This window comes from Rhodanobacter sp. MP1X3, from assembly GCF_014207165.1.
Classification (GTDB): domain Bacteria; phylum Pseudomonadota; class Gammaproteobacteria; order Xanthomonadales; family Rhodanobacteraceae; genus Rhodanobacter.
In genome coordinates this window covers 752,260-778,929 of sequence record NZ_JACHCO010000001.1, presented here as the reverse complement: position 1 = coordinate 778,929, position 26,670 = coordinate 752,260, and the positions used below count along the sequence as shown (strand labels likewise).

25 protein-coding genes are annotated in these 26,670 nt (G+C 60.3%); 11 read left to right on the top strand and 14 right to left on the bottom strand.

Annotated features, from left to right (window positions below):
- Positions 1 to 77: 77 nt before the first annotated feature.
- The 5 genes from HDE79_RS03115 to HDE79_RS03095 all read right to left on the bottom strand — a co-directional run bounded on the left by HDE79_RS03115 (position 78) and on the right by HDE79_RS03095 (position 3,563).
- Entirely contained in the window at positions 78 to 830 is a 753-nt protein-coding gene (locus tag HDE79_RS03115; RefSeq protein WP_184600451.1) for a DUF2884 family protein, read from the bottom strand.
- A gap of 140 nt (positions 831 to 970) precedes the next feature.
- Positions 971 to 1,831, bottom strand: a complete 861-nt coding sequence (locus HDE79_RS03110; RefSeq protein WP_184600450.1) for an energy transducer TonB — start codon at positions 1,829 to 1,831, stop codon at positions 971 to 973.
- A 64-nt stretch (positions 1,832 to 1,895) separates the two neighbouring features.
- Complete coding sequence (locus HDE79_RS03105; RefSeq protein WP_184600449.1) at positions 1,896 to 2,456, bottom strand: hypothetical protein; 561 nt, start codon at positions 2,454 to 2,456, stop codon at positions 1,896 to 1,898.
- Positions 2,456 to 2,992: a peroxiredoxin gene (locus tag HDE79_RS03100; protein WP_184600448.1), complete on the bottom strand. Its 537-nt coding sequence runs from the start codon at positions 2,990 to 2,992 to the stop codon at positions 2,456 to 2,458. The genes HDE79_RS03105 and HDE79_RS03100 overlap by 1 nt, the downstream gene beginning before the upstream one ends.
- Before the next feature lie 112 nt (positions 2,993 to 3,104).
- Positions 3,105 to 3,563, bottom strand: coding sequence for a hypothetical protein (locus HDE79_RS03095; protein WP_184600447.1), 459 nt, complete (start codon positions 3,561 to 3,563; stop codon positions 3,105 to 3,107).
- A 321-nt stretch (positions 3,564 to 3,884) separates the two neighbouring features.
- Between HDE79_RS03095 and HDE79_RS03090 the strand changes: the two genes are divergently transcribed.
- On the top strand, positions 3,885 to 4,301 hold the full coding sequence (locus HDE79_RS03090) for a universal stress protein (RefSeq protein WP_184600446.1): 417 nt from the start codon (positions 3,885 to 3,887) through the stop codon (positions 4,299 to 4,301).
- 85 nt (positions 4,302 to 4,386) lie between these two features.
- Here the strand turns inward: HDE79_RS03090 and HDE79_RS03085 are convergent, their stop codons facing one another.
- Positions 4,387 to 5,451, bottom strand: coding sequence for an NAD(P)-dependent alcohol dehydrogenase (locus HDE79_RS03085; protein ID WP_184600445.1), 1,065 nt, complete (start codon positions 5,449 to 5,451; stop codon positions 4,387 to 4,389).
- 180 nt (positions 5,452 to 5,631) lie between these two features.
- Here HDE79_RS03085 and HDE79_RS03080 point away from each other — a divergent pair, with 180 nt between their 5' ends.
- Positions 5,632 to 6,450 carry a ferritin-like domain-containing protein gene (locus HDE79_RS03080; protein ID WP_184600444.1) on the top strand — a complete coding sequence of 273 codons (819 nt, stop codon included), beginning with the start codon at positions 5,632 to 5,634 and terminating at the stop codon, positions 6,448 to 6,450.
- Between the two features lie 33 nt (positions 6,451 to 6,483).
- Here the strand turns inward: HDE79_RS03080 and HDE79_RS03075 are convergent, their stop codons facing one another.
- The 3 genes from HDE79_RS03075 to HDE79_RS03065 form a co-directional block, all read right to left on the bottom strand.
- Positions 6,484 to 6,933: a DUF6491 family protein gene (locus HDE79_RS03075; protein ID WP_184600443.1), complete on the bottom strand. Its 450-nt coding sequence runs from the start codon at positions 6,931 to 6,933 to the stop codon at positions 6,484 to 6,486.
- A 126-nt stretch (positions 6,934 to 7,059) separates the two neighbouring features.
- The gene (locus HDE79_RS03070) at positions 7,060 to 7,800 is read right to left on the bottom strand and encodes a hypothetical protein (protein WP_184600442.1); all 741 of its coding nucleotides are present in this window, start codon (positions 7,798 to 7,800) and stop codon (positions 7,060 to 7,062) included.
- 68 nt (positions 7,801 to 7,868) lie between these two features.
- Positions 7,869 to 8,750 (bottom strand): LytTR family DNA-binding domain-containing protein, encoded by an 882-nt coding sequence (locus tag HDE79_RS03065; RefSeq protein ID WP_184600441.1) that lies wholly within the window; start codon positions 8,748 to 8,750, stop codon positions 7,869 to 7,871.
- 156 nt (positions 8,751 to 8,906) lie between these two features.
- On the opposite strand from HDE79_RS03065, the gene HDE79_RS03060 reads away from it, so the two are divergent.
- The 4 genes from HDE79_RS03060 to HDE79_RS03045 all read left to right on the top strand — a co-directional run bounded on the left by HDE79_RS03060 (position 8,907) and on the right by HDE79_RS03045 (position 12,058).
- Positions 8,907 to 10,166, top strand: a complete 1,260-nt coding sequence (locus HDE79_RS03060; protein ID WP_184600440.1) for an MFS transporter — start codon at positions 8,907 to 8,909, stop codon at positions 10,164 to 10,166.
- 81 nt (positions 10,167 to 10,247) lie between these two features.
- On the top strand, positions 10,248 to 10,892 hold the full coding sequence (locus HDE79_RS03055) for a hypothetical protein (protein WP_184600439.1): 645 nt from the start codon (positions 10,248 to 10,250) through the stop codon (positions 10,890 to 10,892).
- A 46-nt stretch (positions 10,893 to 10,938) separates the two neighbouring features.
- Positions 10,939 to 11,610: a glutathione S-transferase gene (locus HDE79_RS03050; RefSeq protein WP_184600438.1), complete on the top strand. Its 672-nt coding sequence runs from the start codon at positions 10,939 to 10,941 to the stop codon at positions 11,608 to 11,610.
- Between the two features lie 103 nt (positions 11,611 to 11,713).
- Positions 11,714 to 12,058, top strand: a complete 345-nt coding sequence (locus HDE79_RS03045) for a hypothetical protein (protein ID WP_184600437.1) — start codon at positions 11,714 to 11,716, stop codon at positions 12,056 to 12,058.
- A 112-nt stretch (positions 12,059 to 12,170) separates the two neighbouring features.
- On the opposite strand, the gene aceE is transcribed toward HDE79_RS03045, so the two are convergent.
- From aceE to HDE79_RS03025, 4 genes are all read right to left on the bottom strand, one after another.
- On the bottom strand, positions 12,171 to 14,864 hold the full coding sequence (gene aceE, locus HDE79_RS03040) for a pyruvate dehydrogenase (acetyl-transferring), homodimeric type (RefSeq protein ID WP_184600436.1): 2,694 nt from the start codon (positions 14,862 to 14,864) through the stop codon (positions 12,171 to 12,173).
- A gap of 197 nt (positions 14,865 to 15,061) precedes the next feature.
- A complete protein-coding gene (locus HDE79_RS03035; protein ID WP_184600435.1) occupies positions 15,062 to 17,353 on the bottom strand; it encodes an NADP-dependent malic enzyme in 2,292 nt (763 codons plus the stop codon).
- An 89-nt stretch (positions 17,354 to 17,442) separates the two neighbouring features.
- Positions 17,443 to 18,732, bottom strand: a complete 1,290-nt coding sequence (locus tag HDE79_RS03030) for a flavohemoglobin expression-modulating QEGLA motif protein (RefSeq protein ID WP_184600434.1) — start codon at positions 18,730 to 18,732, stop codon at positions 17,443 to 17,445.
- The gene (locus HDE79_RS03025) at positions 18,729 to 19,205 is read right to left on the bottom strand and encodes a hypothetical protein (protein ID WP_184600433.1); all 477 of its coding nucleotides are present in this window, start codon (positions 19,203 to 19,205) and stop codon (positions 18,729 to 18,731) included. The genes HDE79_RS03030 and HDE79_RS03025 overlap by 4 nt, the downstream gene beginning before the upstream one ends.
- A 472-nt stretch (positions 19,206 to 19,677) precedes the next feature.
- Here HDE79_RS03025 and HDE79_RS03020 point away from each other — a divergent pair, with 472 nt between their 5' ends.
- The 5 genes from HDE79_RS03020 to HDE79_RS03000 all read left to right on the top strand — a co-directional run bounded on the left by HDE79_RS03020 (position 19,678) and on the right by HDE79_RS03000 (position 25,517).
- Positions 19,678 to 20,982, top strand: a complete 1,305-nt coding sequence (locus HDE79_RS03020; RefSeq protein WP_255488220.1) for a sugar ABC transporter substrate-binding protein — start codon at positions 19,678 to 19,680, stop codon at positions 20,980 to 20,982.
- Between the two features lie 64 nt (positions 20,983 to 21,046).
- Complete coding sequence (locus tag HDE79_RS03015; RefSeq protein ID WP_184600431.1) at positions 21,047 to 21,979, top strand: sugar ABC transporter permease; 933 nt, start codon at positions 21,047 to 21,049, stop codon at positions 21,977 to 21,979.
- Complete coding sequence (locus tag HDE79_RS03010; RefSeq protein WP_184600430.1) at positions 21,976 to 22,800, top strand: carbohydrate ABC transporter permease; 825 nt, start codon at positions 21,976 to 21,978, stop codon at positions 22,798 to 22,800. The genes HDE79_RS03015 and HDE79_RS03010 overlap by 4 nt, the downstream gene beginning before the upstream one ends.
- A 46-nt stretch (positions 22,801 to 22,846) precedes the next feature.
- Positions 22,847 to 23,974 carry a sn-glycerol-3-phosphate ABC transporter ATP-binding protein UgpC gene (ugpC, locus tag HDE79_RS03005; RefSeq protein WP_184600429.1) on the top strand — a complete coding sequence of 376 codons (1,128 nt, stop codon included), beginning with the start codon at positions 22,847 to 22,849 and terminating at the stop codon, positions 23,972 to 23,974.
- A gap of 73 nt (positions 23,975 to 24,047) precedes the next feature.
- Entirely contained in the window at positions 24,048 to 25,517 is a 1,470-nt protein-coding gene (locus HDE79_RS03000) for a mannitol dehydrogenase family protein (RefSeq protein WP_184600428.1), read from the top strand.
- Positions 25,518 to 25,597: 80 nt separating this feature from the next.
- Here HDE79_RS03000 and rsgA read toward each other — a convergent pair whose 3' ends face one another.
- The gene (rsgA, locus tag HDE79_RS02995; protein ID WP_184600427.1) at positions 25,598 to 26,653 is read right to left on the bottom strand and encodes a ribosome small subunit-dependent GTPase A; all 1,056 of its coding nucleotides are present in this window, start codon (positions 26,651 to 26,653) and stop codon (positions 25,598 to 25,600) included.
- Between the last annotated feature and the right edge of the window lie 17 nt (positions 26,654 to 26,670).

Genomic DNA, 26,670 nt, shown 5'->3' with positions numbered 1-26,670 from the left:
TAGCGAAACATAAACCGGGGGGTATTTAGCGAATAGCAGTCAGCGCGCAGTCGGTTGAGCGATAGCCAATGGCCCGATCAACGGCTGGTCTGGATCAAATCCAGCGGTCGCCCGTTGCTGTCGCGAATGTCCTGTTGCAGGTCGACAAGTTCCTGAATGGACGGGCAAAGCGCCTGAATCTGCGGGCGCAGTGCCTGCATGCGTCGCAGCAGACGCGGCTGCATCTCGGTCGTGAGGCTTGCTGCGCGATCACGCAGGCTCGCGGCTGCCTGCAGATCGCCGCTCAATGCCGCATCAATGGCCTGCTGGCCGAGGTCACCGGCAATCAGAGGCATCAAGTCACTGGCAATCTGGTTGGCGTATTGGTTGGTGGCGTCGCCATCCCAGTCATGCGTACTGCGGCTGGCTGCGATGCGCTGCTTGAGTTCGCTGGCATGCGCGTTCAACCGCTGATCGAGCTCGCTGCGCGTTTCGGCACTCAGGCCCATGCCGCCGCTCTCCGCGCGTACTGCCTGTACGGCCATATCCACGCCATTTTGGGCGACCGCCCGCACGCGTGGTGCAAGCGCACGCAGATCGCGCTCAAACAGTGTCGTCCGATCCTGATTTTCCGCATTCAGTCGCACCGATGCGCCATTGGTATAGAGCGAGCCATGCTTAAGCTCAACGCGAGATGGCGCGGGTGTAGCACGGTCAAAAACTATACTGTCCGGATTGAGCGTCACGTCGTAGCTGCTGGTTGCATGGCAGGTCGTGGCCAGATCCTGTGCATAGACGGGAACGGCCGCCAGCAAAAGCATCAGCGTGGCGATGAGGCGGAGGGGATGCATTGGCAGGATTCTCGTTGGCGATGCCGCCAGCGATAACCGGACAGCGGCGAACCCTTGCTGAATGCAGCAGTGATTGAAGATCTCGGATTCACCGCGCAAATGCGATTTCGGCCGGAACGGGTGAAACGGACAACCGCTCGTCAGGCTCCAGCGAGAGGCGTGATCAGCTGCAGTCCCTGACCAACCTGATAAACGCCATCCGAGGGAGCCGCGTCCGGGCTACCCGACATCAAGCGACTTTTATCAAGCCACGGCACAAGTTCCCGAGGTCCCGGAATGTAGCTCTGCCATTTGCCGTATTCATCGTGAGGCGGCGATGCGCCGCGGAGGATGATATTGAAAGCAACGGGTGCCCGCGCAACCCAGTAGTCGTCATTGATATGCTTGCCAACGGTCGGCGTATTGAAAGTCCATTGCCGCGCAGCCTTCAACGCCGCATCAGCAAGATCATTGCGGAACCGATCCATATCTCGCTCACTGGCATATACGCCAAGGTTGACCTGCTCGGCTGCCGCATCTTCCACTTGTCCGTTTCGACCGACGCGAAGCAACAGATAGACCGTTCCTGAAACTCGAGAAGCTATTTCAAGGGGTGGATATTTCGGCTGTTCCATCGTTTTGCGAGTTATGGTTTCGCCGGACTGGTTCGTGTTTTCACCAAACTGCGCTCCCTCGATGCTTATGGAGCTGTGCTGATCATCGACGCGCTTGGCAACGATGCGCAGGTTCATTTTTGCCTTTGCCGCCACCGGTTTGCCGTCGTCGACCACAGGCTTGAATTCCCAGGTCGGTATGTTTTCCCCCAGCAGCTCGACCACCGGCGCAGGAAGCTTGCTCTGCTGATCAAGGGCAAAGCTTTTGACCTTGCCCTCAGGCGTGACCTCGATCAATCCGGTGACCAGCATGCCCGCTTGAGCCTGCTTGCGCACTTCACTTGGCCCTGCCGCCAAAGCCACGCATGACAACATCAGGCAGAGTGACCCCAACAGCAACCGTTTCATCTACGCCTCTCCTTGGTAACAGTTGAACCTGACTCTGGCGCCAGTATCCACAATCCTTGAACGCTTAGCGACGCTTCCGAAACTGCGCACGGACTGCTGGCTTGCCAAGCTTCCAGGACAGCCACAGCAGCAGCGGCAATGCTAATAGGTCGATCAGCAAGGCGAATTGATAGCCTCGGCGCAATGCAGCCATGTTTTGCTCAATGGCAGCGATAGCCGTCGTCTGCACCTGTGACTGCAACGTTATTTCGTTAGCCTGGATCGCGTGCAAACCCTGCACCTGCGTCCACCCCCTTGAAGCCAACCAAATCACAAGAAACACTAAGACAATACGCATGACCGGCCGCGCCCAACCTTGGAGCAAGATACAGCCAGCACTGATAATAATCAGTAGGAAAGCTGTCAGAAGATACGCGGAATCCCATCCGATCATCCGATGCAGCGCATCAGTGCTGCCAACGTCCATTGGTATTGGAGACTGCAGTTGGCCCCAGACTAATTGGAGATGATGAGCATTCACTAGGCAGCAGGCCGCGGAGAACAGCAGCAACAGCCAGACGACGATGCGCCAAATGATCAGTCCGCGCGGACGCGCCAGTTGGGCGGGGGAAACGACGACCGGCATTACGGCGCGACTTTCAATGCAGCCAAATCGCTCATCACCTGACCGGAGCTTTTCTCCGGATCAACGTCCTCGTAGATCTTGGCAATCTTGCCCTGCGGATCGATCAGGAACGTGGTGCGCTTGGCGTAATGAGACCCCGACTTCAGCACGCCGTAGGTGGTTGATACGGAACGATCCGAATCAGCCAGCAACGGAAATGGCACATGATATTTCCCGGCGAATTCAGCATGCGATTTCACATCGTCCAGGCTCACGCCCACCACGTCGGCACCAGCCTTGCGCAGCTTGGCAATGTCATCGCGGAAGGTACATACCTCGGTGGTGCAGCCAGGGGTGAAATCCTTCGGATAGAAATACATCACCAGGTAGTGACCATGGAAATCGGCTGGCGTGACCCACTTGCCGTTTTGATCTTCCAGACGAAAGGCAGGCGCTTCCTGGCCAACCTGCAAGCCGGCGGCCTCGTCAGCAGCAAAGGCCGGCGCGATCAGGCCAGTGCAAAGGATCAATACGAGCAACCAGCAAAGACGGCGCATGACGGTATCCAGGCAGAGAAATGCAAACGATTGGCCGGATAGTGTACGCGCTGAAAAGCGAAGGGCGCCATGTGGCGCCCTTCGTCAAATCATCAAACAGCGATCAGAAACTTCAGCGCGGAGTGATGGTGAACTTGCCGGCCGAAATACCCAGGTTCACGCCTTCACCCGTGCCGGCGAGCGCCAGCGAGGTGGTGCCCTTGGTCAGTACCTGCGCATTCGCGCTCTTGACGATACCGGCATCCGCACCGGCCTGAGCGTAGTCACCGAACACGTCCTTGATGCCATTGACGGTGCTGATTTCGCCGGTGCCGTTGGTGATCTTGTATTTGCCGGCAGTCAGACCACCGCCAACGACGGCGATCTTGACGCTGGCGCGCTGACCGTTGTCGCAGCGCACCGTACCGCTGCCTTCAGCGTGCTTGTAGATCAGCGACCAACCGGCAAGATTGAAGCGCAGATGGCACTTCACGCTGGCCGTATCGGCATGGGCATTGGATGCCGGCAATGCGGTCATCCCGCCTGCAAGAGCCAGTACGAGGGCGGCCGTTCCAAAAGTACGCTTGATCATCGTCGTCTCCTTAGATTGCTGGGATTAGGTGGAATTCAGTGCCGCCGCGGGCTTGGCGTCTTCACGAAAGTGAAAGTCCGCGTCGGGGGCCCTAAGATTGTTCAGGTAAGCGTGATGATGATGTGCAGAAAGTTGCGGTCATTCAGATTCATGACCTTGACTCCAGCTCGGCTGGGTACCGTCCGAAACCATACGCAAGCTCAATGTGCACTCCAAAGCCGTGAATTTCGCGGGAAAATTATCCTGCGAACAGGATTTCTGGCATCGTTCCAACAGTTCCAACGCACGCGTCTTTCGCAGATCAGTTGTATAAGGACACTCATGGTCAAGTACTCACTGGTTGGCTACGACGGTTCGGCTGCATCACGGCGGGCCCTCGATTTTGCAGTCGAGTTGGCTCATGCGGGCGGTGGCCGCGTGAGAGTTGTTTCGGTACTGCAGGTGTCCGAAGGCGGCGTCGATGCCTGCACACTGATGATGGCCGACTCCGGTACCCGGCGCGTGCAGGAACTGCATGACGAACTGGCTTCGATTGTGCCGGATGCCGCCACGCTGTTTGATGTCGAACTGATTCACGGCAGCCCGGGCGACGTGCTGCTGGGCCAGATCGATCAGCACGGCATCGACCACATCGTGATCGGGCATACCGAGCGCGGCGCGCTGGCGCGCTGGCTGATGGGTTCGGTTTCCGGCAACGTGTTGGCGCGGGCGCATGTGCCAGTAACCATAGTGCGCTGACGCGCTCGATGCACTTTGCAGAAAAGCCCCAGACGACGAGGGCCGCAAAGGCGCCCCTCGTCGCTGCAACTATTTGCGGGAAGGATCAGGCAGCTTTCGCATCGCTCTTGAGCGACTTCATGTCGATCACGAAACGATACTTCACATCGCTCTTCAGCATGCGCTCGTAGGCTTCGTTGATGTTCTGGATATCGATTTTCTCTATATCCGACACGATGCCGTGCTCGGCACAGAAATCCAGCATCTCCTGCGTTTCGGCAATACCGCCGATCAGCGAACCGGCCAGCGAGTGGCGGCCGAAGATCAGCGCACCGCCTTCGATCTTTGGCGGCGTATCCGGTAGGCCGACCAGGGTCATCGTGCCATCGCGCTTGAGCATCCGCAGATAACCGTTCAAATCGTGCGGTGCTGAAACGGTATCGAGGATGAAATCGAAACTGCCCGCATGTGCCTTCATCTGCGCCGTATCGTTGGACAACACCACTTCATCGGCCCCCAGGCGTAGCGCATCCTCCCGCTTGGACGGCGAGGTGGTGAACTGCACCACCGTAGCGCCGAACGCATGGGCCAGCTTCAGCGCCATATGGCCGAGGCCACCCAGACCGACCACGCCAACCTTGCTGCCCTTGCCGACCTTCCAGTGCTTGAGCGGCGAATAGGTGGTGATCCCCGCACACAGCAGCGGCGCAACGGCGGCCAGGTCGAGCTTGCCGGAGATGTGCAGGGTAAAAGCTTCATCCACCACGATGTGGTTGGAGTAACCGCCCTGCGTGGCGGTGCCATCGTGACGATCCTTGCTGGCGTAGGTGAAAGTCGCGCCCTTCAGGCAGAATTGTTCGAGATCGTCCTTGCAGTTGGCGCACTCGCGGCAGGAGTCGACCATGCAGCCGACGCCGGCCAAATCGCCCTCCTTGAACTTGGTCACGCTCTTGCCCACGCGCGTTACACGACCAACAATCTCGTGGCCTGGCACGATCGGGAAGGTACCCTTGCTCCATTCGTCGCGCACGGTATGCAGGTCGGAGTGGCAAACGCCACAATACAAAATCTCGATCACGACGTCCTTCTCGCGTGGGTCGCGGCGATCGAAGCTATAGGGCTTCAGCGGTGCGCTGGCGGAAGTGGCGGCATAGCTGAGTGTTGGAATCATGTGGCGCTCCAAGGCTAGAGAGTGGCGGTAATAAAGACACACGCGGCAAAAACAACCGTGCACAGCGTGTAACTGTAGGTCGGCGGACGTTAATCCAATGCGAGGATGTGGCCGTATGCTGTGGCATCGATTAGCAACGTCCGCGATGGGCGGCTTGCATCACGCACAGGAAACAGCACGTTGAGCTATCACCCCCTGCCATGGACTCTGGAGAGTCTTGATCTGGACAGCATCCAGATGGCGCGCATACGCCACAACGAAGATCTGTTTTTTCTGCTGTGCAGTTCATCCTTCGTCGAAAGTGGCTCGGATCTCTATACGCAGAATCTGGTCGACCACTTTGCCGGCGACGAAGAGTTGCAGGCCTGGCTTAGCCAGCACTGGGAACACGAAGAGTTGCAGCATGGCCGCGCCCTGACCGCCTACGTTCGCAAAGTGTGGCCGGAGTTCGATTGGGACACCGGGTTCACGGCATTCTGGAACGACTACGCCGCCGTTTGCACCTCGGAGCAGTTGGAAGCCGATCGCGGGCTGGAGCTGGCCGCACGCTGCGTGGTGGAAACCGGCACCGCCAGCTTGTATCGCGCGCTGCACGACATCACCGACGAGCCCGTGCTGAAAAAGCTGACCAACCACATCAAGAGCGATGAAGTACGCCACTACAAGCACTTCTATCAGCACTACCGCGCCTATCGCGAGCGCGATGGATTCGGTCGCTACAAGGTTTTCCGCGCGATCCTGCGTCGGGTCAACGAGATCAAGAGTGAAGACAGCGAGATTGCGCTGCGGCATGTCTTCAACCAGTGCTATCCCCAGCATCTGGGCGATGAAAAAGCATTTCGTCGCATCAGCGATCGCGCGCAGGGATTGCTGCGCAGACACCTTCCAGCCGAAATGACCGTGAAGATGCTGCTAAAGCCACTCGACCTGCCCGCGAAACTGCTATCCGTGCTGGAGAAACCGCTGGCCCGGATCACTGAAAAACTTTTCCTGCACTGAGCTTTTTGCGCAGCAAGCCATCGACGCCGAAGCCTACTTGGCGCCCGACGTCGCCGGACGCGGATCTTCCTCGATCTTCCGCTGCGCCTGCTGCACGGCCTTCAAATGCGGCACGTCGATAGGCCGTATCTGCGAGATAACACATGGAATGCGAGGACGCCCGGTGATGACGCGATCAAAGCGCACCTCGACCTGCCCAAGATTGGAGGTGAGCCCGATGCCATTGGTGATCTGCAGATTGACGCACGCTTCCAGATCAAGCAGATAGGCTTCCTTTGGCTTGGTGTAGACCACCAGCTGGGTGTCGCTCAGCGGCTCCCACGAATACAAGGGGCTGAAGAAGCGAAAACTTTTCACTGGCGCGCCCGCGGCAGCCGTATAGGCGGCCAACCGATCGCTGGTGCGCTTGGCGTAAGGCACGTTGGAACAGGCCGCGAGCAAGCCGGCAAGGCACAGGCCCAGCACCACAGATGTAGGCTTCATGGCAAATCTCCGCAATGGACCGATATCACAACTCGCCAGCTCCACTGACGCTGACGCAATATTCATCAGCACTCGTTTTAGTCGCCTGGCATCGACCCGCCGCTGAACAAACGGCGCATGGACGCATTATTTTTTCTTGCCCTTGCCGACGCTGGCCCATTTCGCCGGATCAAACCCAGCAACTTCGTAAACCAGCGCCTCTTTCTTCTCACCATCGACCAGGGTCACGTTCATGGTGATCTTTTTCGCCTTCTGCAGCGTGGCGATAAACGCTTTGTCGTCGCGAATCATCAGCGCCGGCTCGCCGGTCGTCGGGGCAAACGCCTTGATGCCGATTGACTTGCCATCGACTGTGGTGGCGATGGTGCAATTGGCTCGACAGACAAAGCCGTGGCCTTCGCCGTACAGAAACACGTTCTGACCCCACTGCGTGTGCCGACGCAGGACCAGTCGGACCCGGTCATCGCCTGACGGCTGGCTGCTGTCGATCGTGGCGGTGGACTGGGTGCCACCCTCCATCGGTGAGACCTGATAAAGCCACAGCGCGGTAAGCCGGTTCTTTTCACTCGACTCCTTGTAGCGTTGCTCGATCGCCGGCAGGCTCTGCGCCACTTCCTTGGCGGCAGGCGTGTTCGGGTAACGGTCGAGAATGTCGTGACCCATCGACACCACCATCTCGTCGTTCTTGATGCGCAATAGTTCGTGATAGGTGTTGAGCTTGTCCGCCGCGTCGGCGCTCAGCGCCTGCTGCGGCGTAGGTGCGGCAGGCGCATTCGACTGACCGCTGCCGCCCTGTGGCGAACAGGCCGTCAGCAGCCAGGTCGCACCCAGCAGGACAAGAGAGGAACGATAGAAGAACGCTTTCATTGGTCGGTATCTCTTTAGTACAGAAGCCTAGAGTGGAACCAGCCGGATACTTCGCGCAACCTTAGCGGTTATGTTGCGCCCACCGGAGCCTCGCCAAAGCGTTCACGCAGCGCGGTTCGGTAGCGTCGGCTGCAGGGAATCTTCATGCCGTCGTGCAGTTGCAGACGCGCATCGCCGGTATCCAGCGGCTCAATCTCGGCCAGATAATCCAGATTGATGAAATAGCTGCGGTGCACCCTGACGAACCGTGCCGGATCCAGCCTCTCCTCGATCGTGGCCATGGTGGTGCGCAGCGGATAGTCGCGCCCGCGCACGTGCAGGTTGACGTAATTGCCCGACGCCTGCAGCCACTCGATCTCGCGCGCATTGATCAAAAATTCCTTGCCCAGCTTGCGCACCAGAAAGCGTTCCGGCCGCTCAACCGGCTCGACTGCCGGACCCTCGTCAGGCTCCACCAGCAAGCGCGCTTCGCCCCGCAGACGCATCAGCCAAAGTCGATGCAGACAAATCATCGCGATGATCAAGAAATACGTGCGCAGATCCTTCAGATATTCGTAGCCAAAATTCGACCACCATGCACCAAAGTCATAGCTGTCGCCCGCGATGACAAGATAGGCAAGCTTGCGCAATGCAATCATGCCGCCGACGTGGATCAGGCTGAACAGCACACTGGCCAGGAAATGCCACGGCAGACTCTGCCGCCAGCTGTCGAAGCGAAACGGCCAGCGTCGCTCGATCACCAGCACAGCCGGGATCAGCGCAAGGATCAAGATCGAGCTGCTCCACTCCCATACCCACGGACACCATGCCGGCACGTCGTGATGGTCGATCTGGGAAACCATGCTGTTGAACACGGTATTCAGCGTCATCAACACGACCCAGAAACCGACCTCGACTGGCCGCCGCCAGCGTTGGTAATTTTCGAACGTGATGCCGCGAGTGGTCGTCATGTTCGCCATTCTACGGAGCCCAACGTCATCGGGGTTGATCTGTCGGCGCGGCGCCGCCATTCGTATGCGACACAGCAACCGTTATTTGCGCATTTCCATGCGATTTTGTCGAAAGTGACGATGGCCCGATAATGGGGAATCAATTCTGGATATTTGATGCCGACTTCCACTCAGCCGCCGACCACGGAATCGCTTTTCCAACACCGTGCCTTTGTGGCGTTCTGGTTTGCGCGAATCGCCTCCAGTTTCGGCTTCCAGATGCTCTCGGTCGCGGTGGGCTGGCAAATTTATTCCATCACCGGACGCGCCTTCGATCTGGGCCTGATCGGGCTGGTGCAGTTCATTCCATCGGTGCTGCTGGCGCTGCCGGCCGGGCATCTAGCCGACCAGTTCGATCGCCGCCGCATCGTGCTGGCCGGGCAGATCGTGGAATGGGTGGCCATTGCGGTGTTGGCCGCACTCACACTTATGCACGGCATCCACGAGGTTGGCATTCTGGCGCTGGTGCTGGTCATCGGCATCGCCAAGGCGTTCGAATTTCCGGCGCTGCAATCGATGCTGCCTGCACTGGTACCTCCGGCAATCCTGTCGCGTGCCATGGCGATAAACAGTTCGGCCGGCCAGGCTGCCATGATCATGGGACCGGCGCTGGGCGGCTTGCTGTATGTCGCGGGTCCAGGCGTGGTGTATTCGGTATCCGCCGTGCTGTATCTCGTCGCGGCCACGCTGATGAGCCGCTTGCGCTACGAACGGACGCCGCCACGGCGTGAACCCGCGACGTTGAAAACGCTGTTCGCTGGTGTGCATTTCATCCGCGCCCGCAAGGACGTGCTGGGCGTGATTTCGCTCGATCTTTTTGCGGTGCTGCTTGGCGGCGCCACCGCGCTGCTGCCGATTTTTGCCAAGGACATTCTGCACACCGGTCCCTGGGGCCTTGGCCTGCTGCGCGCGTCGCCCGCCGTCGGCGCGCTGCTGATGTCGTTCTGGCTGGCGCGCCACACCATGCAACGGCGGGTGGGAGCAACCATGTTTGCCTGCGTCGCCGGTTTTGGCGTGGCGACGCTGGTATTTGCACTGTCGACCACGCTATGGCTATCGATGGCCGCGCTGTTCGCACTGGGCGCGTTCGACATGGTGAGCATGGTGATCCGCGGCGCGCTGGTGCAGCTGGATACACCGGACGACATGCGCGGCCGCGTCAGTGCGGTCAACGCGATCTTCATCAACACCTCCAACCAGCTGGGCGAATTCGAATCCGGCATGCTGGCTGCGTGGATGGGCGCCGTGCACGCCACTGTGCTGGGCGGGGTCGGCACGCTGGTTGTGGTCGGGCTCTGGATGGTGATGTTTCCCAGCCTGCGCCGGCGCCAGCGCCTGCAGAACGAAGTGGTTGAGGGCGCTACCGATACGCTGTGAGTTACGCCGTTCAAGGCGCGGATGGATTGTCAGCGTCGCATCGACTCGTCATGCTCGGCCAACATCCAGGGAGACTGACCGATGTCCGTGCCGCCACCCGTTCCTATCAAACGCTCGATGTTCGTCACCGTCGTGGCCTGGATCTTTATCGGCCTGTCCACGTTTGCCACGCTGGGACTGCTGCTGGAAAGTCTGCTGCTCCCGCTGATTTTTCTGCCCATGCTGCATCAGCAGATGGCGACCATGCCATTTCCCACCAACCTATCGCCGATAGTTAGCTGGTTTTTCGGTCACGCGCTGGAACTCTGCTACGGCCTGCTGTTCATCGCACTGCTGCATCTCATTGCGGCAATCAGCCTGTTACGACGCAAGGATTGGGGCCGCCGGCTCTTTCTAGGCATGCTGGGCTTTGACGTGCTTTATCAGCTGGCTGCTGCAGCGATGCAGTGGTGGGTGGTGCCGCCGATGCAGCACGCCATGTTGCAGATGCAGTTGGGCCCCGGATCGCATCTCATGTTTCCCAACAATCTCCCGCCGCAGGTGCAGGCCGCACAAGCTGCCCAACTGGCGCAAATGATGCCGATGATGGACAGCATGATGGCGGTGACGCGGGTTTTTGGTGTGATTTCGGCGCTCGTCTTCATCATCCTGTTCGGCTGGATCATCAAGCGCCTTTGCAGCGAACCGGTCCGACGCGAGTTCACCCCACCATCGGCCGTAGCCTGATTTACTTGCCCGATCTCATCACCCTACCTCTTTCCAGGAAATCACCATGATCGTTCTTCACCACCTCAACAACTCGCGTTCGCAGCGAATTCTGTGGCTGCTTGAAGAGCTTGGCGTGCCCTACGAGGTAAAGCGTTACCAGCGTGATGCAAAAACCATGCTGGCGCCGCCGGAGCTGCGACAGATTCATCCGCTGGGCAAGTCGCCGGTGATTACCGATGGTGACGTCACGCTGGCCGAATCCGGCGCGATCATTGAATACCTCGCAGAGCATTACGGCGAAGGCCGCCTGCTACCGCCAGCCGGCACGCCTGACCGATTGCGCTGCACGTACTGGCTGCATTACGCCGAAGGCTCGGCGATGCCGCTGCTGCTGCTGAAGCTGGTATTTCGTCGCGTGGAAACCACGCCGATGCCGTTCTTCGTCAAACCCATTGCCAAGGGCATCGCGCACAAGGTGCAGGACACCTTCGTTGATCCGCAGCTGAAACTGCACCTGGATTATCTGGAAGGTGAGCTGGGCAAGAGCGCATGGTTTGCAGGCAATGCCTTCAGCGCGGCAGACATCCAGATGAGCTTTCCGCTGGAAGCATTCGCCGCGCGTGGCGGTCTCGATGCCGCCAGCACGCCGCGGCTCTGGGCATTCCTGCAGCGTATCCACGCCATGCCGGCTTACCAGCGCGCGCTGGAACGCGGCGGCGAGTATCGTCTCGGCTGAAGGTGTCAGAGGCTGAATGGAACATGGCCGCGACATCTGCCGTCTACGCGCCGCTCACGATTCCCTCGGCATCCTGCCGGTTCACACGTGGAGGAGAGCAGTTATGGGTAACCGAGATATCGAACGCCAGATCCGCGCCGCGGGCGAACGTGCTGGCGACCGCGTGCGCGGCTACGCCGACGATGCCGCCAGCGGTGCACAGAGCCTGCTTGAGCGCGGACGTCGTGCGACCGAGCGCGCCGCCGAACGTTTCGGCAAGAAGGGTGACAACTACAGCCGTCGCCTGTCCAACGCCGCTGAGGATTTCGCCGACGAGGCCAATTATCACTACCGTCGCCTGCGTCGTCAGGTAAATCGTCATCCGGGCGCGACCGTCGCCATTGTGGCCGGCACGATTGGTGCGTTCCTATTGCTGCGGCGAGCTTTCCGCAGCAGTGATGAGGATTGATTCGCGCTGATCAACTCAGGTTTCGATGCAGCCGACCGATGACTGATCATCGTCTCGGCAAATAAAAAAACCGCCTCTTCGGCGGTTTTTTTATTTGCCCTGATAGAGACGATTACACCGTCTGCGGATTCGGCTTGTCCGGATCGAGCTTGTACTCCTTGATCGCTCGGCTGACATCCTTCGCGTTGACCTTGCCGTCCTTGGCCAGTGCCGCCAGCGCAGCATGGGCAATCCAGTAGCGGTCCACCTCGAAGAAACCACGCAGGTGCGCACGGGTATCCGAACGACCGAAACCATCCGTGCCCAAAACCGTATAACGCATGCCTTCCGGCATGAAGGCACGCACCTGGTCGGCGAATTCGCGCACGTAGTCGGTGGCTGCAATTGCCGGACCCTGGCGACCGTCGAGCAGGCCAGTGATGTACGGCACACGCTGCTGCGCTTCCGGATGCAGGCGGTTCCAGCGCTCGGCATCGAAGCCGTCGCGGCGCACTTCGATAAAGCTGGGCACCGACCATATATCCGACTTGACGCCGAAATCCTTCTCCAGCAATTCGGCCGCGGCGATCACCTCGCGCAGGATCGTGCCCGAACCGAGCAGTTGCACGCGTGGCTCGCCCTTCTTCGGCTTGCCGCCGTCCTTGAACAAGTACATGCCCTTGATGATGCCTTCCTCGCTGCCCTCCGGCAGATCGGGATGGCTGTAGTTCTCGTTCATCACGGTGATGTAGTAATAAATATCCTCCTGCTCCTGCATCATTCGGCGCGTGCCGTCCTGCAGGATCACCGCGACCTCGTACGAGAACGTCGGGTCGTACGACTTCACGTTGGGGATGGCACCGGACATCAGGTGCGAGTGACCGTCCTCATGCTGCAGGCCTTCACCGTTGAGCGTGGTGCGGCCGGCGGTGCCGCCGATGAGAAAGCCGCGCGAACGCATGTCGCCCGCCGCCCAGCACAGATCGCCGATGCGCTGGAAACCGAACATCGAGTAGTAGATGAAGAACGGCAGCATCGGCTGATCGCTGATCGAATAGCTGGTGGCCGCGGCCATCCACGACGCCATGCCACCGGCTTCGCTGATGCCTTGCTGCAGCACCTGGCCTTTCTGATCTTCGCGGTAGTACAGCAGCTGGTCGGAATCCTGCGGCCGGTATTTCTGGCCGAACGGCGCGTAGATGCCGATCTGACGGAACATGCCTTCCATGCCGAACGTGCGTGCCTCGTCAGCGACGATCGGCACCACGCGCTGGCTCAACTGTTTATCGCGCAGCAGCAGGTTGATGCCGCGCACCAGCGCCATGGTGGTGGAGATCTCGCGCTCGCCGGTACCCTTGGTGATCTGTTCGAAGGCAGCAAGATCGGGCGTCTTCAATTTCACTTCGGTCTTGCGGCGACGTTGCGGCAGCGCACCGCCAAGCGCCTTGCGGCGCTCAAGCATGTACTGCACTTCCGGCGAATCCTTGCCCGGGTGGTAGTACGGCACGTCCTTGAGCTGCTCGTCGGTGATCGGAATCTGGAAGCGGTCGCGGAAGTGACGCACCGCCTCCTCATCCAGCTTCTTCTGCTGATGAGTCGGGTTCTGCGACTCGCCAGCCGCGCCCATGCCGTAGCCTTTCACCGTCTTGGCCAGGATCACTGTCGGCATGCCCTTGGTATTGGACGCTGCGTGGTACGCCGCGTACACCTTGTGCGGATCGTGGCCGCCGCGATTGAGGCGCCAGATATCGTCATCGCTGAGGCTCGCGACCATCTCGCGCGTCTCGGGATACTTGTTGAAGAAATGCTCACGCGTATAGGCACCACCGAAAGCCTTGCAAGCCTGGTATTCACCGTCGACGGTTTCCATCATCAGCTTGCGCAGTACGCCCTTGTGGTCGCGCGCGAGAAGCGGATCCCAGTAGCTGCCCCAGACCAGCTTGAGCGCGTTCCAGCCAGCGCCCCGGAACACACCTTCCAGCTCCTGGATGATCTTGCCGTTGCCACGCACCGGACCATCGAGCCGCTGCAGGTTGCAGTTGACCACGAAGATCAGGTTGTCCAGACCTTCGCGGCCGGCCAGCGAAATCGCACCCAGCGACTCCGGCTCGTCCGTCTCGCCATCGCCGAGGAAACACCAGATCTTGCGGTCGCTCTTGGGCACCAGGCCGCGGTGCTCCAGGTATTTGAAAAACTGCGCCTGATAGATCGCCTGGATGGGCCCCAGGCCCATCGATACCGTCGGCACCTGCCAGTAATCCGGCATCAGCCATGGGTGCGGATACGACGACAGCGCCCGGCCCTTGCCGGCCACTTCCATGCGGAACAGGTCGAGCTGATCTTCGGCTAGGCGACCTTCGAGGAACGAACGAGCGTAGATGCCTGGGCTGGAATGCCCCTGATGAAACACCAGGTCGCCCGGATGATCGGCCGATGGCGCGCGCCAGAAGTGGTTGAAGCCGACGTCGTACAACGTGGCGCTGGACGCGAAGCTGGCGATATGGCCGCCCAGCTCGCCCGGCTTGCGGTTGGCGCGCACGACCATGGCCATGGCGTTCCAGCGGATCAGCGTACGGATACGCCATTCCATCGCCGCATCGCCGCCCATCTTCGCCTCGTTGCCCGGTGCGATGGTGTTGACGTATTCAGTAGTCGGGTCGAACGGCAGATAGCCGCCGGAACGACGCGTGTTATCGACCATGCGCTCGAGCAGGAAATGCGCGCGCTCAGTGCCATCGTGCTGAATCACGGCATCGAGCGAATCCATCCACTCGCGGGTTTCGGTGGGGTCGATATCCTGATTGAGGATGTCGTCGAGCTGATCCATGGGGATTCTCCGCGGCGCCGTTGCGGCGCCAGGCCTGAAGGGGGATTCCCGACGTGGGGATCGTCGGTACGAATCCCCCATTCTAGCCGCTGGAGGGCGTTGCCGCCAATTCAACTATCCATGCGTCGGCGCATGGTGACGGCACTTTTCGATGCGACAAACCATCATGCGGATCGCCCGATGCAGCAGTCCGTCAGTTACTCCGCCTGACGATTGGCTGCCCGGATCTGCGCCTCGACGCAGGCAACCGCGCTCATGTTGACGATGCGCCGTACGGTCGACTGCGGCATCAGGATATGCGCCGGCTTGGCCACGCCCATCAGAATCGGACCGATCACCACGCCGTCGCTGAGCATGCGCGTCATGTTGTAGGCGATGTTGGCCGCATCGAGATTCGGGAACACGAATACATTCGCCTTGCCTTCCAGCCGCGAGTTGGGAAACAGCTTGTCGCGCAGCTCGGGGGTCAGCGCCACATCGGCCTGCATCTCGCCTTCCACTTCGAGGCGCGGCGCCTTGGCGCGGATCAGTTCGAGCGCCTTGCGCATCTTGGTAGCGCCACAGCTGTCGCGGCTGCCGAAGTTGCCGGCGGACAGCAGCGCGATCTTCGGCGTGATGCCGAACAGCTTCAGACGGATCGCTGCCTGCAGCGTGGCCTCGGCGATCTGCTCCGGCGTCGGATCGTCCTGCACATGCGTATCGAGATAGAAGAACGTGCCTTTCTCGGTCGACACCGCCGCCATTGCCGACGGCCCGCTGACGCCGGCATCCAGTCCGATGATTTCCTGGATATAGGTCAGCTTGCTCTGGTACTGGCCGATCAGGCCGCAGATCATACCGTCCGCTTCACCGCGCTCGACCATCAGCGCAGCGATGATGGTCGGCCGCGTGCGTACCAGCGCCTTGGCCATCGACGGGGTCACGCCACGGCGCTCCATCAGCCGGTGATAGTGCTGCCAGTAATCGTCGAAGCGCGGATCGCTGTGGATGTTACATAGCTCCACGTCCACACCGACCTTCAAACGCAAACCGGCGCGCTTGATACGCTTCTCGATCACGTCGGGACGGCCAATCAGGATGGGTTTCGCGACGCCTTCGTCGACCACGACCTGCACGGCACGCAATACGGTTTCTTCCTCGCCCTCGGCGTACACCAGACGCGTCGGCGCAGCCTTGGCCCGCTCGAATACCGGCTTCATCAGCAGGCCGGTGCGGAACACGAAGCTGGTGAGGTGATCGTTGTAGGCGACAAAATCTTCCATCGGTCGCGTGGCCACACCCGAGTCCATCGCGGCCTGCGCAACGGCCGGGGGCAGTTGCAACAACAGGCGTGGATCGAATGGCTGCGGGATCAGATATTCCGGTCCGAAGCTCGGCGGCTTGCCACCATAGGCGCGCGCGCTGACATCGGAGGATTCCCGCCGTGCCAGCGCTGCGATCGCCTTGACGCAGGCGATTTTCATCGCCTCGTTGATCACCGTGGCGCCCACATCCAGCGCGCCGCGGAACAGGTACGGAAAGCACAGCGCGTTGTTGACCTGGTTCGGATAGTCCGAGCGGCCGGTTGCCATAATGCAGTCCGGTCGCACGGCCTTGGCTTCCTCCGGGGTGATCTCCGGATTCGGGTTGGCCAGCGCGAAGATGATCGGCTGCGAGGCCATCGTCGCCAGCATCTCCGGCTTCAGGATGCCGCCGGCCGAAAGACCGAGAAACACGTCTGCGCCGACGACGATTTCGGCCAGCGTGCGCGCCTTGGTGTCGCGCGCGTAGCGCTGCTTGTCCGGGTCCAGATCGGTGCGCTCGCTGTGCAGCACGCCATCGCGATCGAACGCGAGAATATTTTCCGGCTTGGCGCCCAGCGCCACCAGCATATCGACACAGGAGATGCCCGCTGCGCCCATGCCGGTCGTCGCGATGCGAATGTCCTCGATACGCTTGCCCACGACCACCAGCGCATTGATCAATGCCGCGCCAACAATGATCGAGGTGCCGTGCTGATCATCGTGGAACACCGGAATCTTCATCCGCTCGCGCAGCTTGCGCTCGACGATGAAGCACTCTGGCGCCTTGATGTCTTCCAGGTTGATGCCGCCGAAAGTCGGCTCGAGCGAAGCGATGATGTCGACCAGCTTGTCCGGATCGGACTCGTCGATCTCGATATCGAACACGTCGATGCCTGCAAATTTCTGGAACAGGACGCCCTTGCCTTCCATCACCGGTTTGGCTGCCAGCGGCCCGATATTGCCCAGACCCAGCACGGCAGTTCCGTTGGTGATCACCGCTACAAGGTTGGCGCGCGCAGTGTATTCGGCGGCCGTGCCGGGGTCCTCGACGATCGCGTCACAGGCGGCTGCCACACCAGGCGAATAGGCCAGCGACAAGTCGCGCTGGGTCAGCAGCTGCGTGGTCGGCGTGACCTTGATCTTGCCGGGGCGCGGCAGGCGGTGGTATTCGAGGGCGGCAAGACGCAGTTCTTCAGGGAGGGACATCGGCGGCGTTTTTTTGAGTTGGGGAGGGGCGACACCCGACGTGGCGGGTGCCTTTTCATGGTAGCACCGGCGAAGCCGTTGCTCTGGCACTAAACGCTCAGCGAAAGCTCGTCTCCCTGCACCCGATTCATGTGGATGCCATTGACGAATACCGAAAAAGCGAGCTTGCCGGCCAGGCCATGGACATGCTGCATCCAGGGCGGCAGCCAGTGCGGTGGCAGGATGGCACCTGATTCGAAATACGGCTGCAGCGCTATCACGTCGTGCAGCGCCAGCTTTCCGGCAAACAGGTGCCGCAGCAAATCCATCCGCCGCTCCTTCAGCGCCCAGCGGAAAAACGTATGTACGGTCAGCAGGCCGGCCAGATAGACGTTGTCCTTGGCAAAGGCCGAACCTCCGGTCAGCGGCACGCCACGAAATACCCGCTGCGCCGAATGAAAACTGTCGGCGGCACTCTGGCCACAGCTGCTGAAATAACGATACACCTCGACGAAATCCGCTCCCTTGAGCGCCATGTCGATCGCCAGAATGCGCAGGCTGATGCGCTTGAGCCGGGTAATATCGATGGCGCCGGACATCAGCTCGGCGAATACAGCCAGCCCCTCCTGCGTGGCGGTTACCCGCGGCGAGGTGCGCGCCAGCGAGGTCAGCAGCGGCTGGCGGCGTCCGTTCAACGCGGTCAGCGAATGCACGAATGCCTCGTGCGCCAGCAGCTGGTGATGATCGTATTCGGTGAAATGTGTGGCGCCGCGCAGACGGATGCGGGTGGCGCCGGCGGCGGCCTTGGCAGTGAGCTCAGGATCGACTTCGACGCGAATCGTGCCCGCGCCGAAAAAATCATCCAGCGTCTTGGTCAGCTCATCGCGCAAAACTTCCGAAGAAATATCGGTACCGATGCCGTCGGCCAGCAGATCGGCACCCAACTCGTCGGACAACTCGACGAAATAGCGCGCTGCGTCGAGATTGCTGCGCTTGCTGCCGGGTATCGAATCCTCTGGACGTCCATATAGAACAATCGATGGTCCGGTAACGCCTTCGGTACCCACTGCTTCCAGCATCTCGGCGGCAATGCGCCACGACTCCGCGGTACGGCGCAGGTAACCTCCGAGCGGATCGATATCCTCGGGATCGCTGCCGCCAGCCTCGGCCTCGATCGCCGCCAGCTCGACACGCGCAGCGGAAAGATCGGGACGCTTGTAGGTAACCTCGGGCAGCGCGAACTTGCCCTTGCCATAGGCCGCGATCATGTGGTTTTCCAGCGATGCCGACCACGCCACCGTGGGCAGGATGGTGATGCCGCGCGCCGCCGCCAGCAAGCGCTTGTCGAGATCAGCGTAGCGTTGCAGTTCGGGTGCGATAGCACTCGTCACTGTATTCATCGGCGCGCCTGCCGTAATGCGTCGATGCGACCGATCAGCTCAGTGGCGATCGGATCGGGTTTGAACGCCGCCGTGAATCCACGTGGACTGGCCGGCATGAAGGTAATGTTGCGACCGAAACGCGAATCCGCCCGCAGCAGCAACGTGATACGTCGGGGGTTGACCATGATGGTGGCGTTGACGTTGATCACGTCGGCCAGCGCAACGCGCGCCTGCAGGCCACGATTCTTCACCAGCAGCTGATCGCTATCGAGCCAGACCTCATCCACCAGATCGAAGATCAGCTTCCTGAAGAGCAGGCCTCCGATCACGAAAATAATCAGCGGCGGCAGAAAGGATGGCCAGACAACGGATGAGTGACTGCGCGTCAACCCATTCCACAAAATGAGTCCCGAAAATACCGGAAATATCAGCCAGACAACCGGAAACACGCGCTTGTAGAACACAGTCAATCTGGATGACAACCGGCGCATGACGCAATCCCTGGTGGCAATGTGTCGATAGTAGTGCGTGACACTTTGCCAGCGGCACCTGGCAGCGCATTTCGCCGGAAGAATTCGTCATCCATCCGGACATGATCGGCTCATCGCCCTCGTGCCAACCGCAATTCCGCTACCGATGGCTACGCTTTACGCGAAAGCCGGCAGCGCTTTATGAAATTACACGGACTGAAATACCAATCTCGCTATGCAACATCGCGCCAGTACCTGCGGGCGGCCCCAGGAAGCTACCGATTGACCCATCAGAAGCTTTTTTCATTATTCAAGACAGCAAATTTCATCGACTCAAACAGCAAGCATTGCTGCGACTGCAGCAATGCAATTTAGATCGATCCATCACGTGCATTGCCCAAACAATGCTCCGAAGATGCCTAATGACCCAAATCACCAAGCCAACGCGACCGAACCATCATCCGAATGACGCCACATAGATAAAGGACAAATGATGACTATCAAGACGTTGCTTTTCATCGCAGGCATGAGCGCCACCTCGGTGGCCGCCGCACAGAGCGCCATCACCGTGGCGGTCGTGAACAATCCCGATATGGTCACCATGCAGAAGCTGTCCGGCGAGTTCGGCAAGCTGCACCCCAACGTCAAGGTGAATTTCGTCACCCTGCCGGAGAACGAACTGCGCCAGAAGGTCACCACCGACATCGCCACCAGCGCCGGCCAGTACGACGTAGTGATGCTCAGCAACTATGAAACCCCGATCTGGGCCAAGAACGGCTGGTTGATGCCGATGACCCCGGCAGCCGACTACGACGTCAACGATCTGCTGAAATCGGTGCGCCAGGGGCTGTCTTACAGCAACAAGATCTACGCGCTGCCGTTCTACGCCGAATCCTCGATGACGTATTACCGCAAGGATCTGTTTGCCGCGGCCAAGCTGACCATGCCGGCCGAACCCACGTGGACGCAGATAGGGCAATTCGCCGCCAAGCTCACCGACAAATCCAAGGGCACCTACGGCATCTGCCTGCGTGGACTGCCGGGCTGGGGCGAAAACATGGCGCTGTTCGACACCATGGTCAACGCTTACGGCGGCCGCTGGTTCGACATCAACTGGAAGCCCGAGCTGACCTCCGCACCGTGGAAGAATGCCGCGAACCAGTACAAGACCTTGCTGACCCAATACGGTCCGCCGGGCGCAACCTCGAATGGCTTCACCGAATCGGAAACACTGTTCGCCAACGGCCAGTGCGCGATGTGGGTGGATTCGACGGTGGCGGCGGGTTATCTGTCTGACCCGACGACCTCCAAGGTGGCCAAGGATGTCGGCTTTGCACAGTCACCGCATGAAGTGACCAAGGCCGGTTCCAACTGGCTGTACATATGGGCGCTGGCGATTCCGAAGTCGTCCAAGCACGCCGCGGATGCGCAGACCTTTATCGACTGGGCTACGTCCAAGGGTTATATCGCCAGCGTGGCCAAGGCCAAGGGCTGGATTTCCGTGCCGCCGGGCACCCGCCAGTCGACCTATGTCAATCCTGAGTACCTGAAGGTGGCACCGTTCGCGAAACTGGTCGCGCAAGCGATTGGCACGGCTGATCCGACCAAACCGTCGGTGCAGCAGGTGCCTTACACCGGCATCCAGTTCGTCGACATCCCCGAGTTCCAGGCCATCGGTACGCGGGTAGGCCAGATCATGGCCGGCATCCTGGCTGGCCAGACTTCGGTGGACCAAGGTTTGCTGCTGGCGCAAACGTTCACCCAGCGGATGATGATCCAGTCAGGCAAATCCAAGTAAGCCCCTTTCGCGGATCGCCCACGCACAAGCGGCGGCGTTCCGCGAACCATTGGAATCATCGCCTATGTCGTCTCCTGCAGTCGCTACATCGCTCCCCGACAAGAGGGCCAAGCCCAAGGCTCGCCTGTCGGGAGCACCCATACGACGATTGCTCGCTCCTGCGGTGATCTTCCTGCTGGTATGGATGATCGTGCCGCTGGTGATGACGCTGTACTACGCGTTCCGGCGCTACAACCTGATGATGCCGGAGATCACAGGCTTCGCCGGCATCACCAATTTCAAACTGATGTTCACCGATCCCACGTTCTGGGATTCGCTCATCAATACGCTGGTTCTGGTCGGCGCCAGCCTCGTCATTACGGTGAGCGTCGGGCTGGGGCTGGCGATACTTTTCAATCGCACCTTCGTCGGCCGCGGCGTGGCTCGCACGCTGGCGATTGCACCGTTCTTCGTGATGCCGGTGGTCACCGGCCTGATCTGGAAGAACATGTTGTTTCACCCGGTATACGGCCTGCTCGCCTGGGTATTTCGCCATCTAGGGCTGAACCCGATCGATTGGCTGGCGCAGTATCCGATGCTGTCGATCATCATCATGGTGTCATGGGAATGGATCCCGTTTGCACTGCTGATTCTGCTGACCGGCCTGCAGTCGCTACCGGAAGATCAGATCGAAGCTGTGCGGCTGGACGGCGCGAACAAGTGGCAGGAGTTTCGCCACATCGTGGTGCCGCACCTCGGACAAGTGCTTTACGTCGTGGTGATGCTGGAGAGCATTTTCTTTCTCACCTCGTTCGCCGAAATCTATACCACCACCTCGGGGGGACCCGGCACGGCGACCACCAACCTGCCCTATTACATTTACCAGTCAGCGTTCTTCCAGTACGACATCGGAATTTCATCGGCGGCGGCGATCGGCGCGGTGATCCTGGCGAATATTTTCTCGATCTTTCTTATTCGGTTCGTGGCCGGCAACTTGAACGCGGGGAGCCGGCGATGAAAGACAAATCCATCGGCGGCACCCTCCTGACTGCGCTGGCATACTTCGTGGCACTGGTAATGTTTTTTCCGATCCTGTGGATGTTGCTGACAGCATTCAAGACGGAACAGAATGCGTTCACCATCGATCCGCACTTCCTGTTCGTACCCACGCTGGACAGCTTTCGCGTGGCATTGGAGCAGGGCAGCGGCTACCTGCACTACGCGCTCAACTCGGTCGTATCCGCCGTTGTATCGACACTTGTCGGTCTGTTGCTGGCGATCCCGGCGGCTTATGCGATGGCGTTCTTCCCGACCAAGCGCACGGACTTCACCCTGGTGTGGATGGTCTCGACCAAGTTCATCCCGGCGGTAGGCGTGCTGATCCCGATCTACCTGGTCTACAAGCAGTTGGGCCTGCTGGATAACCTGGCTGGCCTGACCCTGCTCTTCACCGCCATGAACATGCCGCTGCTGGTGTGGATGGTTTATTCGTACTTCAAGGACATCCCCAAGGATCTGGTCGAAGCCGCGGATATCGATGGCGCCAGCACCTTGCAGACCATGCGCAAGGTGATCTTGCCGTTGGCTCTGCCGGGCATCGCCTCGGCCGGACTGCTGGCGCTGATCCTGGCCTGGAACGAATCGTTCTGGAGCCTGACCATGACCGATCACCGCGCCGCGACGTTGGCCGTCTATATCGCATCGTTCAAAAGCGCCGAAGGACTGTTCTGGGCCAAGATGTCGGCTGCCTCGGTACTCACCGTTGCACCCATCATCGTGCTCGGCTGGTTTGCCCAGCGGCAGATGGTGCGCGGACTCACCTTTGGCGCGGTCAAATAACGCGTTACTCCGTATCGTCGAACTCGTTGAAGAGGTTTATGTATTCATGGCCATCGTTGAACTGAAGGACGTCGTCAAGAACTACGGTGGAAAGGGTAGCGATGCCGCCGACAACGCCGTGGACAGTTTCAACCTGACCACCAAGGACGGCGAGTTCATCGTGCTGGTCGGCCCGTCCGGCTGCGGCAAGACCACCACCATGCGAATGATCGCCGGGCTGGAAAGCATCAGCGGCGGCTCGATCAGTATCGACGGCCGCGATGTCAGCCAGGTGGCGCCGAAGGATCGCGATATCGCGATGGTCTTCCAGAGTTATGCGCTGTATCCGCACATGAGCGTGTTCGAGAACATGGCGTTTGCGTTGCGCCTGAAAAAAATTCCCGATGCGGAAATCACCAGTCGCGTGCAGGAAGCGGCCAAGGTGCTCGACATCGCCCACTTGCTGGAACGCAAGCCGCGCGCACTTTCCGGCGGTCAACGCCAGCGCGTTGCGCTCGGACGCGCCATCGTGCGTCAGCCGCAGGTATTCCTGATGGATGAGCCGCTGTCGAACCTGGACGCAAAATTGCGTGTGGATACCCGCGCCGAAATCGTCAAACTGCATCGCAAGCTCGGCGTCACCACGTTCTACGTGACACATGACCAGGTCGAGGCGATGACCATGGGCCAGCGCATCGTGGTGATGCTCAACGGCAAGATCCAGCAGATCGATACGCCGCAGCGACTGTACGAATGGCCGGCGAATATCTTCGTCGCCGGCTTTATCGGCACGCCATCGATGAATTTTCTGCGCGGTCGGGTCGGCGTCGACAAACGCACGTTGACGGACGACCACTTCAGCCTGACCCTGACCGGCGCCCGCGGCGAGGCAGTGGCCACACATGCTGGCACCGAAGCAGTGATTGGCGTGCGCCCCGAGCATCTGAGCTATCTGGCCGCGGACGATCCGGTCAACGAGAACGTGCTGTCCGGCATCGTCGAAGTAGTCGAGCCGCTCGGCTCGGTGACCATGATCCAGGTACAGGTCGGCCCGCATCGGGTAACTGCACAGATCGAAAGCCATCTCACGGTAGCGATGGGCGACGCGATCCGCTTGCGCTGCCGGACCGACAAGCTGCAGGTATTCGATGCCACCAGCGAGCAATCACTGCTCAAGGCACCGGCTGCAGCCTGATGTCTAACGAACGGCCATGTCCAACAACGCCTGACATCACGATCCAACTTTTCGATCCAAGAAGATTGCCGCCATGCAGAAGTTAAACGCCAGCACCCTCCATCAGCTTGATCCCGCCGTGGCCGTGCCTGCCTACGATCGCAGCAAGGTGGGTGCCGGTATCGTGCATTTTGGCGTTGGCGGCTTTCACCGCGCCCATCAGGCAATGTACGTCGACCAGCTGATGAACGACGGGAAGGCGTTGGACTGGGGTATCTGTGGTGTCGGCGTGATGCCGGCAGACCAGCGCATGAAGACGGTGATGGACGCGCAGAACGGGCTCTACACGCTGGTGATCAAGCATCCTGACGGCAGCTACAAGCCGCGGGTGATCGGTTCGATCATCGAGTACCTCTATGCACCGGATGATGTCGAAGCCGTGCTGGAAAAAATGGCCAGCCCGGAGGTACGCATCGTCTCGCTGACCGTGACCGAAGGCGGCTACAACTTTCATCACGTCACCGGTGCATTCAATTTCGACAACCCGGACGTAAAACACGACCTGGCCAATGGCGCTAAACCGAAAACCAGCTTCGGCCTGGTGACCGAGGCGCTAGCGCGGCGCATGTCCAGCGGCATTGCGCCGTTCACCGTGATGTCCTGCGACAACATCCAGGGTAATGGCGATGTAGCCAAGGCAACATTCACCGCCTACGCGCGACGCAAGAACGCCGAACTGGGCGCTTGGATTGCCGAGCACGTGAAGTTTCCCAACTCGATGGTCGACCGCATCACTCCGGTCACCACCGATGCCGACCGCGACGAAGTAAGGCAGCGCTTCGGTATCGACGACGCCTGGCCCGTCGTGTGCGAACCATTCACCCAGTGGGTGCTGGAAGATCACTTCAACGACGGCAGGCCCGCATTCGAGGACGTCGGCGTGCAGATCGTCGACGAGGTGATGCCATACGAGCTGATGAAGCTGCGCCTGCTCAATGCCAGCCATCAGGCGCTGACCTATTTCGGCTATCTGGCCGGCTATCGCTACGCGCACGAAGTCTGCCAGGATCCGCTGTTCGTCGAGTTCCTGCTCGGCTATATGGTGGAAGAAGGCTCGCCGACGCTGTCGCCGCTGCCAGGTGTGGATCTCGACCTTTATCGTCGCACCCTGATCGAGCGCTTCGCCAATCCGCAGATCCGCGACACGCTGGCGCGGTTGTGCGCCGAAAGCTCCGACCGGATTCCCAAGTGGCTGGTGCCGGTGATCCGCCATCAGCTTGAGCATAACGGTGAGATCAAGCGCAGCGCAGCGGTCGTCGCCAGCTGGGCACGCTACGACGAAGGTACTGACGAGCAGGGTGAGCCGATCGAGATCGTCGACCGGCTGAAGGATCAATTGCACGCGATCGCGCAGAACAATCGCAGCCATCCGCTGGCCTTTATCGAAAACCGCGAGCTGTTCGGCGACCTGGTGGAGCATCCACGCTTTGTTGCGGCTTATACCTGGGCACTGGACTCGCTGCATCACGTAGGCGCTCGCGCCACGCTTGAAGCGCTCCGCTAAGCGCTCCGTCCAGCCCCTGTCGAACAGGTATAGCGACTAAATGTATGGACGTTTAGACGTCCAAAATAAAATCCATCAACTCAATCGCGATCCCGCTGCCCGCGATGACCATGCGGCCGCTCGATCGGACGACCGCCGCGCTGGCGACGCAGCCTGGCCTCCAGCGTGGCCGCCTGTTCCTCGCGTTCGTCGTGCAGCTTGAGATAGTTGCGCCAGCGCTCGGGCGTCAGCTCGCCGGTGTCCAGCGCCACCTGAATCGCACAGCCCGGCTCACTGCCATGACCGCAATCGGCGAAACGGCAGGTCTCGGCCAACACTTCGATATCGGCGAACAGATCGAGGTTTTCCTCGCCGGTGAGTTTCAGCTCGCGCATCCCCGGCGTATCGATCAGGCAGCCGCCGCTAGGCAGCTGCAGCAACGCCCGGTGTGTGGTGGTATGACGTCCGCGGCTATCGTGCGTGCGCACCGAGGCAGTGGCCATGCGGTCGGTGCCAAGCAGCGTGTTGGTGAGCGTGGATTTGCCGGCACCGGACGATCCCACCAGCACCGCGCTGTCACCCGGCTTGAGGTACTGCGCCAGCAGCGCCACGCTGGCCGGATCCTTGCTATTGAGCGGATGGATCGGCGTACTGTCCGGCAGGCGTGCGCGTAGCGCGTCGATCTGCTCCTGCGCATCATCGCGGGTATCGAGCTTGCTCAGCAGCACGACCGGCTGCGCACCCGAATCCTCGGTCAGCGATAGGTAGCGTTCGATCCGCGCTGGATTGAAGTCGCCATCCAGCCCGGTCAACACCAGCACGTAGTCGATATTAGTGGCAATCAGCTGCCGCTCGTAGCGCTCGCCAGCGGCGGCGCGAGAGAGCACCGTCCGTCGCGGCGACACAGTGACAATATGCGGCGGCATGCCGTCGGCCACCTCAACGAAATCACCGACCGCTGGGCGCTCACCCGGATCGATACCTCGCTTCAGAAAACGTCCGTCCGGCTGCGCGCCAAACAGGGTTTCGCCATCGTGCAATTCGTAGCCGGCCCGATGCTGGGCAACTACGCGGGCGAGTCGCAACCCATCCGCGGGCAGCACATCACCACGCCAGCCAATGCGTCGCAGGCGTTCGATCGATTCGGCATCACTCATGGGGGAGATCTGGCTTC

What these genes read in the sequence shown, in the direction of transcription:
- HDE79_RS03115 (WP_184600451.1), bottom strand. Translation starts at nt 830, where the DNA reads ATGCATCCCCTCCGCCTCATCGCCACGCTGATGCTTTTGCTGGCGGCC.
- HDE79_RS03110 (WP_184600450.1), bottom strand. Translation starts at nt 1,831, where the DNA reads ATGAAACGGTTGCTGTTGGGGTCACTCTGCCTGATGTTGTCATGCGTG.
- HDE79_RS03105 (WP_184600449.1), bottom strand. Translation starts at nt 2,456, where the DNA reads ATGCCGGTCGTCGTTTCCCCCGCCCAACTGGCGCGTCCGCGCGGACTG.
- HDE79_RS03100 (WP_184600448.1), bottom strand. Translation starts at nt 2,992, where the DNA reads ATGCGCCGTCTTTGCTGGTTGCTCGTATTGATCCTTTGCACTGGCCTG.
- HDE79_RS03095 (WP_184600447.1), bottom strand. Translation starts at nt 3,563, where the DNA reads ATGATCAAGCGTACTTTTGGAACGGCCGCCCTCGTACTGGCTCTTGCA.
- HDE79_RS03090 (WP_184600446.1), top strand. Translation starts at nt 3,885, where the DNA reads ATGGTCAAGTACTCACTGGTTGGCTACGACGGTTCGGCTGCATCACGG.
- HDE79_RS03085 (WP_184600445.1), bottom strand. Translation starts at nt 5,451, where the DNA reads ATGATTCCAACACTCAGCTATGCCGCCACTTCCGCCAGCGCACCGCTG.
- HDE79_RS03075 (WP_184600443.1), bottom strand. Translation starts at nt 6,933, where the DNA reads ATGAAGCCTACATCTGTGGTGCTGGGCCTGTGCCTTGCCGGCTTGCTC.
- HDE79_RS03070 (WP_184600442.1), bottom strand. Translation starts at nt 7,800, where the DNA reads ATGAAAGCGTTCTTCTATCGTTCCTCTCTTGTCCTGCTGGGTGCGACC.
- HDE79_RS03065 (WP_184600441.1), bottom strand. Translation starts at nt 8,750, where the DNA reads ATGACGACCACTCGCGGCATCACGTTCGAAAATTACCAACGCTGGCGG.
- HDE79_RS03060 (WP_184600440.1), top strand. Translation starts at nt 8,907, where the DNA reads ATGCCGACTTCCACTCAGCCGCCGACCACGGAATCGCTTTTCCAACAC.
- HDE79_RS03055 (WP_184600439.1), top strand. Translation starts at nt 10,248, where the DNA reads ATGTCCGTGCCGCCACCCGTTCCTATCAAACGCTCGATGTTCGTCACC.
- HDE79_RS03050 (WP_184600438.1), top strand. Translation starts at nt 10,939, where the DNA reads ATGATCGTTCTTCACCACCTCAACAACTCGCGTTCGCAGCGAATTCTG.
- HDE79_RS03045 (WP_184600437.1), top strand. Translation starts at nt 11,714, where the DNA reads ATGGGTAACCGAGATATCGAACGCCAGATCCGCGCCGCGGGCGAACGT.
- aceE (WP_184600436.1), bottom strand. Translation starts at nt 14,864, where the DNA reads ATGGATCAGCTCGACGACATCCTCAATCAGGATATCGACCCCACCGAA.
- HDE79_RS03035 (WP_184600435.1), bottom strand. Translation starts at nt 17,353, where the DNA reads ATGTCCCTCCCTGAAGAACTGCGTCTTGCCGCCCTCGAATACCACCGC.
- HDE79_RS03030 (WP_184600434.1), bottom strand. Translation starts at nt 18,732, where the DNA reads ATGAATACAGTGACGAGTGCTATCGCACCCGAACTGCAACGCTACGCT.
- HDE79_RS03025 (WP_184600433.1), bottom strand. Translation starts at nt 19,205, where the DNA reads ATGCGCCGGTTGTCATCCAGATTGACTGTGTTCTACAAGCGCGTGTTT.
- HDE79_RS03020 (WP_255488220.1), top strand. Translation starts at nt 19,678, where the DNA reads ATGACTATCAAGACGTTGCTTTTCATCGCAGGCATGAGCGCCACCTCG.
- HDE79_RS03015 (WP_184600431.1), top strand. Translation starts at nt 21,047, where the DNA reads ATGTCGTCTCCTGCAGTCGCTACATCGCTCCCCGACAAGAGGGCCAAG.
- HDE79_RS03010 (WP_184600430.1), top strand. Translation starts at nt 21,976, where the DNA reads ATGAAAGACAAATCCATCGGCGGCACCCTCCTGACTGCGCTGGCATAC.
- ugpC (WP_184600429.1), top strand. Translation starts at nt 22,847, where the DNA reads ATGGCCATCGTTGAACTGAAGGACGTCGTCAAGAACTACGGTGGAAAG.
- HDE79_RS03000 (WP_184600428.1), top strand. Translation starts at nt 24,048, where the DNA reads ATGCAGAAGTTAAACGCCAGCACCCTCCATCAGCTTGATCCCGCCGTG.
- rsgA (WP_184600427.1), bottom strand. Translation starts at nt 26,653, where the DNA reads ATGAGTGATGCCGAATCGATCGAACGCCTGCGACGCATTGGCTGGCGT.